Source organism: Kitasatospora sp. NPDC005856 (genome assembly GCF_040629945.1).
Classification (GTDB): Bacteria; Actinomycetota; Actinomycetes; order Streptomycetales; family Streptomycetaceae; genus Kitasatospora.
In genome coordinates this window covers 1-11,943 of the sequence record NZ_JBEXWT010000153.1, presented here as the reverse complement: position 1 = coordinate 11,943, position 11,943 = coordinate 1, and the positions used below count along the sequence as shown (strand labels likewise).

The following is an 11,943-nucleotide window of genomic DNA, read 5'->3' as shown; positions in this document are numbered from 1 at the left end:
CACGACCGTCACCGCCGGGATCCGGCCGGCCGGCCCGGGCTGTCCGGGCCGCACCACGGCCACGCCCGCGGGCCGGGCCGGGGCGACCCGGCGCGGCCGGCCGGCGCCGACCGCGATCTCGCCGTACTGGGCGCGGCGCGCCCCGGTGAAGACGTCGACCAGGGCCGCCGACGACGCCGGGTCGTCGGCGAGGACCGCGACGATCTCACCGGCGGCGACGGTCACGCTCAGTCCCGGGATCAGGATGCGCTCGGAGCCCTCGGGCCCCTCGGCCACGATCAGGTCCGCCACGCGCAGTACGGGCTCGCGGCCCACCGCTTCGGTCATTGCGACTCCTCGAACAGGCACGGACGGGATGGTCAGGACGCGCTCTTCGGCTCGAGGAACTCCAGCCGGTTGCCGAGCTTGTCGAAGGCGTAGAAGCGGTCGTGGCCGGGGAAGTCGTCGTCCCAGGTCACCTCGTGGTCGCACTCCTCCAGCCGCTCGGCGAGGGCCCGCAGGTCGCGGACGAGGATGCCGGGGTGCGCCTTGCGGGCCGGGCCGAAGTCCTGCTCGACGCCGAGGTGGACCTCCAGGCCGCCGCCGCGGAACCAGCAGCCGCCGCGGGCGGCCAGCACCGGGGGCTTCTCCAGTTCGGTCATCCCCATGACGTCGCCCCAGAACTGCCGGCACAGGTCCTCGGCGCCGGGCGGGATCGCCAGCTGGACGTGGTGCAGGCCGCCGAAGGCGAACTCGGGAAGGTTCTCGTTGCTCATCGTGTGTCCTCGTCTGTCTCTGGTGGGTTGCCGGACCGTCGGGTCGGTCCTGGTCAGTCGGTCGTGGCGGTGAGCGCCTCGTGCCGCGCGGCCATGCCCTCGCTGCGCACGGTGAAGGAGAGCTTGCGCACGCCGTCCTGGGCCCGCCTCAGGGCCTCCTCCTGGGTCCCGCCCACCGCGCAGACGTGCGCGGCCCGGGCGAAGGAGCCGGTGACGCCCTTGAGCCGCTTGCCCGGCTCGCGCAGGACCTCGACGTCGACCACGCCCTCCACGGCGCGGGCCTCGTCCTCTCCGGCGACCTCGACGATCTCGCCGACGGCGTCCGGGCAGGAGTACCAGATGGCGGCGGCGCGCGGCCCCTCCCGGTCGGCCGCGAGCGCGGCCCGGACGTCGTCCAGCACCGGCAGGCCGACGGCCTGGCGGGCGACCACCTCGATCAGGTCCACCCCGGAGATCCGGGCCCACAGCTCGGGGATCTCGTCCCCGGCCGGGCGCAGGTGGGTCTCGACGATGTTCACCGCGTCGGCGGCCACCAGCACCTCGGTGTGGGTGACCCCGCGCCGCACGCCCAGCGCGCGCAGCATGTCCACGACGGCGGCGGCGATCCGCTCCTGGTCGGCGGCGGGCAGCGGGGCCGGGACGACGTGCCCGACCTCGACGAAGTGGTCGTGCTCGGAGATCTTGCGGGTGATGCCGACGACCAGGTGCTCGCCGTCCTCGCTGACGCTCTCCACGCTGTACTCGTCGCCGCTGAGGAAGGGCTCCACCAGCAGCTCGGCGGAGTCGAGGTCACCGGCCCCCTCGGCGCCCCAGGCGAGGGCGCGCTCGATGTCGCCGGGGCCGTCGATCCTGGTCACGCCCTTGCTGGCGACACCGCGCACGGGCTTGCAGATCAACGGATAGCCGGCCTTCTCGGCGACCTCGAGGATGCCCTGGGCGTCGTGCACGGTCTCCGCGAGGACGTCGCTGACCCCGGCGTCGGCGAGGGCCCGGCGCATGGCGCACTTGTCCGCGACGGCCCGGACGGTCTCGGGGCTGTGCCAGTCCAGGCCGAGCGCCACCGCGATCGCCGCGGTCTTCTCGGTGTCCTTCTCGGTGAAGTTGGTGAGCCGGTCGACCGGGTCGGCCGCGTGCACGAAGCGGGCGGCGGCCACCCACTCGTCCACCGGGGCGTCCTCCCGCAGCACGATCAGCCGCTCGATCTTCTCCCGGCTGCGCAGCCGCGGCACGACCTCGGGCCGGCAGATGACGGTGGTGCGCACGCCGGGCATCGCGGCGCGGGCCCGGTCGGGCAGGTCGCGGCCGCCGCTGACGATCAGCAGGTGCATCGGGTTCGGGGTGTCGGGCATGGGTTCCTCCGTCGTACGGGGTGGGTCAGGAGCCGGCGGCCGCGGGCACCGGCGCGATGTCGTCCGCCGGCTGCTCCGGCTGCGGGCGGGTGCCCACCCAGCTCAGGGCGGCGGCGAGCGGGAAGGTGGCGGCCAGGATCAGCCAGCCGGCCGGGCCGGTCCGGGAGAGCAGCCACAGGACGACGGCCGGTCCGGCGATCTCCGCCATCGAGAAGCCGACGTTGAAGAAGGAGAGGTAGCGGCCCTGGGCGGCCTCCGGCGACATCGCGAAGGAGATCTCCCAGGAGGAGGCCGAGTGCAGCAGTTCGGCGACGGTCAGCAGCAGCAGCGCGGCGACGAGGGCCGCGGCGGCTCCGACCGGCAGGTCGACGGCACCGCTGAGGGCGAAGGCGAGGCAGGAGGCCGTCAGCAGCACCGCGGACCGGTTGGTGGCCCGCCGGGCGCTGGCCATGTCGTCGATGTGCTTGGTCACCCGCACCTGGCAGAGCACCGTGATCACCGTGTTGGTGGTGACCAGCACCGTGATCATCCAGATCGGGGACTTGGTGTGCTCGGCGACCCACAGCGGCAGCACGGTGATCAGGATGGCGTCGTGCAGGAACAGCACGCCGTTCGACGCGGTCGCGGCCACGAACCGCCAGTCGCGGATCGGCGGGATGACGGCGCCCGCGGGCTCGTCCCCGTCCCCGCCCTTGGCGACCGGCCGGACCTTGGGGAGCATGCCGATCAGCGTGAACACGAACAGGAAGCTGATCGCGTTGCCGATGAACAGCCAGCGGAACAGCGTCACCGAGTCGGTGGTCAGCGCGACGCCGGCGATCGAGAAGCCGACGGTGAAGCCGAGGTTGCGCAGCGCCCGGATGAAGCCCATGGTGCGGTTGCGCTCGGCGCCGACGATCAGCTGGCCGACCAGTGCCTGGTTGAGCGGCTGGCCGGCCCGGTCCATGACGAACAGCAGGCAGGCCGTCACCACGAACTGGCCGAAGCCGTGGACGTTCAGGTAGGCGAGGTAGCCGACGAACCGCCAGAGGCAGACGATCATCAGCATGGCACGCGGGCCGAACCGGTCGGCGAGCCGGCCCATCGGGACGGCGGTCAGCAGGCCGACCACGCCGGCCAGGGCCATGCCGACGCCGAGCTGGGTCTCGGTCAGCCCGGCGAACCTGGTGAAGTAGAGCGCGGAGCCGGCCAGGAACATGCCGGTGCCGACCGAGCCGACCAGCGCGTTCACGGCGATGATCCGGGACTCCCGGGTGGCCGGCATGGCCTTGGTCAGCCGGCTGCCCCAGCCGGTGGGGCCGGTCGGCTCCGTGCTGGAGCCGGTGGTCGAATCGGTCACGGTCGTTCTCCTCGAAGGTCGTCGCGGTCGTCGGGACGGGCCGTCGCTCCTGCGGGCTGCCACTGGGCGCGCCAGTGGCGGACCAGCCCGTCCCACGTCCCGGTCGCTCCGGACGGCAGGTAGGTGCGCCGGATCGCCTGCGGCGCCGAGTGCCACGGCTCGGCGGGCGAGCGCACCGTGCCGAAGGCCAGTACGTCACCGGGCAGGCCGGGTTCGGCCGGGATGCCGCCGTAGGGGTAGGCGAAGAGCCGGGCGGGGCCCGGCCCGTACCGGGCGGCGATGTCCGCCAGGGACGCGCGCGCCTCGTCCTGCGCCTGCTCCGGCGGCAGCCGGTCGAGGTGCGGGTGGGTGCGGGTGTGCGCCGCGATCAGGTGGCCGTCCTCGGCCAGCCGGTCGCACGCGTCCCAGGTGAGGTAGTCCTCCCGGGGCTGTCCGCTGTGCTGCCCGAGCAGGCCGGTGCAGACGAAGAAGACGGCGCGCACGCCGAGTTCGCGCAGGATCGGGCGGGCGTGGACGAGGTTGTCCCGGTACCCGTCGTCGAAGGTCACCAGCACCGTCGGCCGGTCGGGCCGGACGGGGCCGGACGGGGCGAGCAGGTCGTCCGGCCGGTACGGGTCGAACTCCGCCAGCACCCGTTCCATGCCCTCGGCGAACTCCCGTGGCGTCAGGGCGGTGTAGTGCCGGACGTCCGGGTGGACGTGGTGGAAGTACAGCGCCAGGGGCGTGCCCGGGGCACTGCCGGTCGCCGGCTGGTGCTCCGCGGGGACTCCGGGGACGAACGGGGCGTCGGTCGGGTTCACCGGGCACCTCCGGCCGGCTCCGGGCGGGCGCCGCACTCCGCCAGGACCTCGGTCATGGCCCGTTCGATCTCCGTGGCCAGCCCTTCGATCCGGTCCGGACTCCAGTGCCCGGTCGAGTACTTCACGCTCACCTCCAGCTCGCCGTCGACGATGTCGCCCTCGACCATCAGCAGGTAGCGCTCGCACTGGCGCGGGGACCGCTGGGCGCCGTGGTCCTCGTCCGCCGGCCGCAGCACGGCGCCGGGGGCGCGCTGCTCCAGCCGCAGCAGGTGGCCGCGGAAGTTCAGCCGCACGGACGGCCGCGGGCGGGCGTCCAGCGCGTCGCGCTCCTGCGGTACGGGCGAGCCGAAGCGCAGCGCGTCGAAGCCGTGGCGCCGCTGCGGCAGTTCGTCCAGCGCGGCCAGCGCGGTGCGCAGCGCGGCCGGGCCGCGGCCGGACCACCGCAGCACCGCCGGGAAGGTGCTCTGCACGTAGCCGACCGTGCGGGACAGGTCCAGGTTCCCGACCGGGACGTCCCGGCTGTGCGCGTACACGTCCACGCCGTGGACCGGCTCCCCGGTCCAGCGGGCGAGGCCGCCCACCAGGCAGCCGAGCGTGAAGTCGTGCGGGGCGACGCCCTCCTCGGGCAGCGCGTGGGTGACCAGCCGGGTGGCCTCGGGGCCGAGGCGGAACCGGTGGACGCGCAGGCTCGGGAGCAGGCCGGGGCCGTCCGAGTCCGGCGTCAGCGCGGCGAATCCGCCGGTGCCGGCCGTCCAGGCCGCGGCGTCCTGCCGAGCCTCGGGGCTGTCCAGCCAGGAGCGCAGCGCCGTGCCGATCGCGCGGGGGCCGGCCGTGGCCGGCTCCGGGGAGGTGCCGGCGAGCAGCGCCTCCAGGTCGTCGACCAGCAGGCCCATGGAGACGCCGTCCAGCACGAAGTGGTGCACGGTCAGCAGCAGCCGGGCGGTTCCGTCGCCGACGTCGACGTGCAGCAGCCGGAACACCCGGCCGTCGGCCAGGGACATCGAGGTCTGCGCCGAGGCCAGGGCGGACTCCAGGCGTGCGCCGCGCTCGTCCGCGGGCACCTCCCGCAGGTCGACGCGCTCGACCGCCCGCGCGGGGTCCGGCGCGGTGAGCACGGCGGTGCCGTCCGGGTCCAGCGCGGTGCGCAGGGCCGGGTGGCGGCGCAGCAGTTCGGCGGCGACGGCGGTGAGGCGGTCGGCGTCCGGACTGGCGTCGGCGTCCGGGCTCGGGTCGACGGCGAACAGGGCGTTGAGGCAGAAGTGATCCGGCTCGGCCCACCGGCCGTCCTGGAGCCAGCGCCGCTGGGCGGGCAGCAGGTCCAGCGGGCCGGGCGGTTCCTCCTCGACCGGCGTGAGCGGCGCGCCGCGCTGCCCGGCACGGTCGACGGCGGAGCGCGCGGTGCGTCCGGTCAGCAGGTCCGCGGGCTGCATGGCGAGCCCGCGCGAGCGCATCCGCGCGCAGACCCGCATCGCCGTCAGCGAGTCGCCGCCGTGGGCGAGGAAGTCGTCGTCCGGTCCGAGCGCGGGGGCCTGCAGCAGGGTGCGCAGCAGCCGGACGGTCTCCTCCAGGGGCGTGCCACCCGGTCCGGCCGGCTCCTGCGGGGTGGCGAACAGGGCCGTGGCGAACAGGGCCGTGGCGAACAGGGCCGTGGCGGCCGCGGCCGCGGCCTGGCGGTCGATCTTTCCCGAGGTGGTCAGCGGCAGCCGGTCGAGGGCGGCGATCCGGCCCGGCACCAGGTAGCCGGGCACCCGGGCGCGCAGCAGTTCCCGGACGGCCTCGGGGCCGGGGCCGTCCGCGGCCGGGGTGATCGCGGCGGCCAGCAGGTGTCCGCCGGTGCCGTCGTCCAGGGTGAAGGAGACCGCCGAGGTGATGCCCGGCAGGTCGAGCAGGTGCCGGTCCACCTCGTCCAGTTCGACGCGGTGGCCGCGGATCTTGACCTGGTTGTCGATGCGGCCGAGGAAGTCGAGGTTCCCGTCCGGGTCGCGGCGCACCAGGTCGCCGGTGCGGTACATCCGTGCGGCCGGGCCCTCGAAGGGGTCGGGCAGGAAGCGCTCCGCGGTGCGCCGGGGGTCGTGGAGGTAGCCGGCGGCCAGCAGCGGGCCGCCGATCCACAGCTCGCCGGGCTCGCCGGGGGTGACGGGCTGCCGCCGGTCGTCCAGGACGTGCAGGCGCCGGTCGCCGACCGGGCGGCCGATCGGCAGGCCGCCGGCTTCGCCGAGCTCCGCGTCCGGGGGGAGGAGCAGGGCGGTCGCGGTGATCACCGTCTCCGTGGGCCCGTACCCGTTGACCAGCACGGTGTGCCCGAGCGGGGTGCGCCGGTGGGCCCGGGCGTCGGCCGCGGTCGCGCTCTCGCCGCCGATGACGGTCGTCCGCACCCCTGCGAAGCCGGGCCGGTCGACGCCGTCCAAGTCCGCGCAGAGCATCCGCCAGTACGCCGTGGGGAGTTGGAGGACCGTCACGGCGAGCGTGCGGAGGAGGTCCGCGAGCGCCGCGGAGTCCGGGACGCCGCCGCCGTGGAAGGCGAGGGTGCCGCCGGCCGCGAGGGTGGGCCAGATCTCCTCCTGGGCGACGTCGAACCCGATGCTCGCGAACTGCAGGACGGTGTCGGCCTCCGTCAGCCCGAGCAGGCCGACGACCGCGTCGACGTGGCCGGCCAGGGCCGGGTGCTCGACCAGGACGCCCTTGGGCGTGCCGGTCGAGCCGGAGGTGTAGATGACGTACGCGGGGTGGGCCTGCGCGAGGGGCTCGGCGCGCTCCGGGCGCAGCCCGGTGACGCCCGTGCCGTCGATCAGGGCGACGGCACGGGAGTGCCGGAGCAGGTACTCGCGGCGCTCCTGCGGGGTGGCGGTGTCGACCGGCAGGAACGCGGCGCCGGCGAGCCAGGCCCCGAGCATGGCGACGATCGCCCCGGGGCCGGAGGGCAGCCGGACGGCGACGACGTCTCCGGGGCGCACGCCGTGCGCCCGCAGCTCGTCGGCGCCGTCTTCCGCCCGCTGCCACAGTTCGGCGTAGCTGACGGTGGTGTCCGGGGTCCGCAGCGCGGTGGCGGCCGGGTCGGCGAGGACGCGGGTCCGGATCAGTCCCGGCACCCCGGTGGGCGTGGTGGTCATGGTCGGGGGCCTGTCGGCGGGTCGGTGCACGGTCATGAGGGGGAGGTCCCGGTGGTGGCGGCGGGCCCGCTGGGGTCGAGGAGCAGCCTGGCCCCGGCGAGCAGGTCGTCCCGGTAGGCGCGGTGGCGCTGGACCATGACGGTGAGGTCCGCGGTCGCCAGGTCGGACGGCAGGTCGCGGCTGGGGCGCAGCTCGCGGCCGCGGGCCCGGAAGGCGTCGACGTACGGGTCGTGGAAGACGACGTCCGCTCCGGCGCCGAGCAGTTCGGCGGCCAGCGGCTCGGCGGGCGAGTGGCGGATGTCCGCGACGTCGGGCTTGTAGGTGACGCCGAGCAGCAGCACCCGGGCGCCGCGTACGGCGGTCCCGTGGCGCGCCAGCAGGTCCCGGGCGCGGGAGGCGACCCAGACCGGCATCGAGTCGTTGATCCGCTGGGCCTGTTCGGCCATGCGGAAGGGCAGCCCCTCCTGTGCGGCGCGGTGCACGAGGTAGAGCGGGTCGACGGGGATGCAGTGGCCGCCGACCCCGACGCCGGGGCGGAAGGGGGTGAACCCGAAGGGCTTGGTGGCGGCCGCGTCGATGGTGTCCCACACGTCGACGCCGAGCCGGTGGCAGATCTGCGCGAACTCGTTGATCAGGGCGAGGTTGACCTGGCGGTAGGTGTTCTCCAGGATCTTCGCGGCCTCGGCCTCACGGGGGGAGCGGGTCACGTGGACCTGCTCGGTCAGCTCGCGGTAGAAGCCGGCCGCCCGCGAGCGGCACTCGGCCGTGAGCCCTCCGACGACCTTCGGGGTGTTGTGGAAGCCGAACCGCTGGTTGCCCGGGTCGACGCGCTCCGGGGAGAAGGCCAGGTGGAAGTCCTCGCCCGCCACGAGACCCGACTCCTCCAGGGTCTCGCGGATCACCCCTTCGGTGGTGCCGGGGTAGGTGGTCGACTCGATGATCACCAGCTGGCCCGGCCGGAGGTGGTCGCGGACCGTGCGGGTCGCGGAGAGCAGCGGTCCGAGGTCGGGCACCCCGTGGGCGTCCACCGGCGTGGGCACGCACACGGCGATCACCGAGCACTCGCGCAGGTACGCCGGGTCGGTGGTGGCGTCCAGCAGGCCGGAGACGGTGGCGAGTTGTTCCTCGGTCACGGTGTCCACCGGCGGGCTGCCGATGTTGACCTGGGCCACCAGGAACTCGTTGAGGTCCAGTCCCCGGGTACGGTGTCCGGCCTCCGCCGCCGCCACGGCGAGCGGCAGTCCCGCGTAGCCGATGCCGATGACGGCGACCTCGATGGTGCGGGTGCGGTCCAGGACCGCGGCCCGTCCGCGGCCGGGGGCGAACCGCGCCACGGAGACCGGTGGCGCGCTGTCGATCAGATCCATCGCTGGCTCCTCAGCTCCTCGAGAAACGGTGGGATTTGCGCGGGCACGGGGACCGTGCGCGCTACCACCAGCCGTTCTCGTCAAGCGGGGTCGTGCCGCCCGTCTGCGCCGTGGTGGGCTGGCCCGTGGTGGCCTCGGCGGCCGTGACGCTCCGGCTCGTCCCGGGCTGGGCGGTGGCCGCGGCGGTGGCCGTCGTCACCCCGGCGACGGTGAGGGCGAGGACGGCGGCGGTACACAGGCGGGCACGTGCAGACATGGGTATCCCCCGTACGGTTTGTCAGGAATTCGAGAGCGAGTCGGTTCCCGGCGTTCGATCCGCCGGCCCCTGTCCGATCTCGCACCACCAATCCTGTTGGACCGGCCGACGTGGATCAACGAATCCGAGCGGCAGCAACCCGTCATGACGGAGCTTTGCCACCCACCCGGTTTGTCTCACGATTCGAGACGGGCGGGGGTGCGAACCGGGGCGTACCATGATGAATCGCCCGTTCCGGAACACAGAAGGGGCGGGCCACCGCAGTGACCCGCCCCTACCCGTTCGCCGGCCGCGTCAGTCCAGCATCCCCAGCTCCGCGATCCGCATGGCGGCCTGGAAGCGCGTCTTCACGCCGAGCCTGTCGAGCAGCGCCGAAACGATTCTGCTGAAAGTGCGCGGGGAGATGCCGAGCTGACGCGCTATCGCCTCGTCCTTGACCCCGTCCGCGAGCAGCCTGACCACCACGAGATCCTGGCCGTCCAGCGCGACGGCCTGCTGCTCCGACGCGTGCTGCGCCGGCGCGTGCTGCACCGGCGTGGCGTTGTGCCAGCAGTAGTCGTAGAACGCGTGCAACGAGGCGACGAGCTCCTTCCCGTGGATCGCGAACGCCCCCTGACTGCTGTCCTCCGGGTTGATCGGCAGCACGGCGAGCTCGTCGTCGAAGAGGATCATGCGCAGCGGCAGGTACTCGGCGACGCGGACCCCCTTCCCCGGCCGGGCCGCGTCCGCCAGGTACGCCGCCATGTACGGGATCGCCGCGGTACGCCGCTGGTACAGCCCCTCCACGACGATTCCCCGGCCCTCCATCTCCTTGTCCCGCAGGAGCATGTCGTCGATCAGTTCCTCGGGCGGCGGCCCGCCGGGGTGCATCGCGCGCAGCCGCGAGCGGACCATGCTCCCGGCGTCGTCCAGGAAGGCGTTGACCAGCGCCGGCGTCCCCAGCGTCTCGACCTCCACCGCCTCCCGGCGCTCGTCCCGCAGGTCCGGGAAGCCGTGCACCACGGAGGAGATGGCCGTACGGATCCTGGCGACGTGCTGGAGGTGCGCGGTGACCAGCCGTTCCTCCGCCGAGAACAGCCGGGACAGCGCCGCCTCCGGATCCACGGTGACGAAGCCGCACGGCGCACCGGGCGACGGGGCCAGCAACCCGCTGGCGCTGAGCCGCTCGCACGCCTCCTCCGCCTCCCCGACCGAACACCCGGCCTCCAGCGCCACCTCCTCCAGCGACCAGACCGGATTGCGGTAGATCAGCCCGTACAGCTTTCGGTCCGCCTGCGCCACATCGTCGACACCACGCACTGCTCTCCCCCTGTTTCCTTCCGCCCTGACTCCGGGCCACATCCCGGCACCCGACTCGGGAAACACATCCTGCCCCTGGCCGCCGACAAATGGAGCGGAGACCGGACAGGCACATCCCCCCCTCGTCGAACAACAGAGCCCCAAGGCCGCCCGAGCATAACGGTCCACACCCGCGAACGGCTGACCCCGGGGTATCCGGATCGGGCCCGAGGCCCCCTCGACCACCGGAATTCGGTAGGAATCAGGCATCGCACCGCCCACCCCGTGCGCGATTCCGTCAGCGGCGGCCATTCCCCGCAGCCGCAGCACACGCGCCCGCTCCGGCCGAACGGGCGCAAGGTGACGGGTCGTCCCCCTGGAGCGCGCGCCGCGGTCGACCGCCGACGCGGCCTCGTCCGCAAGCCCCATTCCCGGCCACATTCGCCCAGCTCGCAGCATTCGACGTGAAACACGGCCAAGGCCCCGACCCGGACGTTCCGCCCGAAAGCGGAATGCCCACCGACCGAAGGTTCCACACGAATGTCCACGCGGCGGTCCAGCGATTATCCCGACCGGGAAACAATGCGCTTCCGTGAATATTCCGGACTATCCGATCCCAAAAAAGCGGCAAAGGCCGGGCCGGAAGTCGGCCGCGGGCCGAAACGGCGTCAGGCCCCGCACCGGGGGCCGCGGGGCCCGGCGACAGGCCCGCGGGGTCCGGACGGGCCCCGGAAGGCCCCGCCGGGTGCACGTGGACCCGTCGAGGCCGCCCGTGCGCCGTCCAGGCCCTCCTCGCGACCCTCCGACTGACGGTCGAGCACCCGCGCGCCATCGAGCCCCACCCGCGCGAGCGCCACCGGCGAATCGAGGGCCGCCGCGCCCCGGCCCCACGACCACCCTCGCCGAGCACTTCCACCTGCCGGGCTCCGCTCGGCCGCCCCGCGGGGTGGTGTGACCCTCATCACGGGAGCCGCCCCCGGCCCCTCCGGACCCGTCCCGACCCGCCCGGACCCACAAAACGCGAAATCCCCCCGGGAGTTGCCTCCCGGGGGGATTTCGTCGACCGGCCCGAGCCGATCCGTTGGGTGGAGCTGAGGGGATTCGAACCCCTGACCCCCTCGATGCGAACGAGGTGCGCTACCGGACTGCGCCACAGCCCCAACGAGAAGAAACTCTAGCACCTTTCGGAGGGGGTCCGTGACCACCCCCCGGATCACGGTGCTGGTCGGGGGGTGGCCCGGGGCCGCTCGGCTACTCGTTGGCCGCGCGCGGGCGCGACTCGGGGGCGTGCGGCTCGGCGTACTGGTCGAAGAGCGGGGTCTTGCGGGACTCGGCGGGCCGTCCGGCGCTCCAGGCGCCGGGGGCCGACAGGTCGAGGCCGCGGGAGACCCGGGGGGCGACCGGGGCGGTCACGTAGGTCGGCAACGGGACGGGCATCGGCTCCCAGGAGTCCGGCCCGGCCGCTCCCCGCTCGCGCATGCCGTCGACCCACTCCTCGTGCTCGGTCGCCTCGGCCACCGCGGAGGCGGAGGGCACCGAGACGGTGGCCTGCTCCGGGTCGACCGCCAGCCGCAGGTGCGGCCGGCGCGCGGCCCGCGCCTCGGCGGGCGCGATGATCCAGAATTCGATGACGTTGCGCAGCGGGAGCTCGGGGTTATCGAATATAGGTTCGTAGATAATCCTCAGCCT

The 11,943-nt window shown here is 74.0% G+C and carries 8 protein-coding genes, 1 tRNA gene and 2 pseudogenes; all 11 read right to left on the bottom strand.

Annotation, left to right across the window (positions count from 1 at the left end; translation table 11 throughout):
• A pseudogene (locus ABZ449_RS40655) lies at positions 1 to 327 on the bottom strand (hypothetical protein); the annotation flags it as partial.
• 32 nt (positions 328 to 359) lie between these two features.
• Positions 360 to 755 (bottom strand): glyoxalase, encoded by a 396-nt coding sequence (locus tag ABZ449_RS40650; RefSeq protein WP_360356811.1) that lies wholly within the window; start codon positions 753 to 755, stop codon positions 360 to 362.
• A 53-nt stretch (positions 756 to 808) separates the two neighbouring features.
• Entirely contained in the window at positions 809 to 2,104 is a 1,296-nt protein-coding gene (locus ABZ449_RS40645) for an ATP-grasp domain-containing protein (protein WP_360356809.1), read from the bottom strand.
• A 25-nt stretch (positions 2,105 to 2,129) separates the two neighbouring features.
• Positions 2,130 to 3,443, bottom strand: a complete 1,314-nt coding sequence (locus ABZ449_RS40640; RefSeq protein ID WP_360356807.1) for an MFS transporter — start codon at positions 3,441 to 3,443, stop codon at positions 2,130 to 2,132.
• The gene (locus ABZ449_RS40635) at positions 3,440 to 4,243 is read right to left on the bottom strand and encodes a polysaccharide deacetylase family protein (protein WP_360356804.1); all 804 of its coding nucleotides are present in this window, start codon (positions 4,241 to 4,243) and stop codon (positions 3,440 to 3,442) included. Before ABZ449_RS40635 ends, ABZ449_RS40640 begins: the two co-directional genes overlap by 4 nt.
• Positions 4,240 to 7,353, bottom strand: coding sequence for an amino acid adenylation domain-containing protein (locus tag ABZ449_RS40630; RefSeq protein ID WP_360356801.1), 3,114 nt, complete (start codon positions 7,351 to 7,353; stop codon positions 4,240 to 4,242). Before ABZ449_RS40630 ends, ABZ449_RS40635 begins: the two co-directional genes overlap by 4 nt.
• A gap of 32 nt (positions 7,354 to 7,385) precedes the next feature.
• Positions 7,386 to 8,720, bottom strand: a complete 1,335-nt coding sequence (locus ABZ449_RS40625; RefSeq protein ID WP_360356799.1) for a nucleotide sugar dehydrogenase — start codon at positions 8,718 to 8,720, stop codon at positions 7,386 to 7,388.
• A gap of 61 nt (positions 8,721 to 8,781) precedes the next feature.
• Complete coding sequence (locus ABZ449_RS40620; RefSeq protein WP_360356796.1) at positions 8,782 to 8,976, bottom strand: hypothetical protein; 195 nt, start codon at positions 8,974 to 8,976, stop codon at positions 8,782 to 8,784.
• A 294-nt stretch (positions 8,977 to 9,270) separates the two neighbouring features.
• A complete protein-coding gene (locus ABZ449_RS40615) occupies positions 9,271 to 10,275 on the bottom strand; it encodes a helix-turn-helix transcriptional regulator (RefSeq protein WP_360356793.1) in 1,005 nt (334 codons plus the stop codon).
• Positions 10,276 to 11,340: 1,065 nt separating this feature from the next.
• Positions 11,341 to 11,414, bottom strand: a tRNA-Ala gene (locus ABZ449_RS40610).
• Between the two features lie 91 nt (positions 11,415 to 11,505).
• Positions 11,506 to 11,943, bottom strand: a pseudogene (locus ABZ449_RS40605) (hypothetical protein); the annotation flags it as partial.

What these genes read in the sequence shown, in the direction of transcription:
- ABZ449_RS40650 (WP_360356811.1), bottom strand. Translation starts at nt 755, where the DNA reads ATGAGCAACGAGAACCTTCCCGAGTTCGCCTTCGGCGGCCTGCACCAC.
- ABZ449_RS40645 (WP_360356809.1), bottom strand. Translation starts at nt 2,104, where the DNA reads ATGCCCGACACCCCGAACCCGATGCACCTGCTGATCGTCAGCGGCGGC.
- ABZ449_RS40630 (WP_360356801.1), bottom strand. Translation starts at nt 7,353, where the DNA reads ATGACCACCACGCCCACCGGGGTGCCGGGACTGATCCGGACCCGCGTC.
- ABZ449_RS40625 (WP_360356799.1), bottom strand. Translation starts at nt 8,720, where the DNA reads ATGGATCTGATCGACAGCGCGCCACCGGTCTCCGTGGCGCGGTTCGCC.
- ABZ449_RS40620 (WP_360356796.1), bottom strand. Translation starts at nt 8,976, where the DNA reads ATGTCTGCACGTGCCCGCCTGTGTACCGCCGCCGTCCTCGCCCTCACC.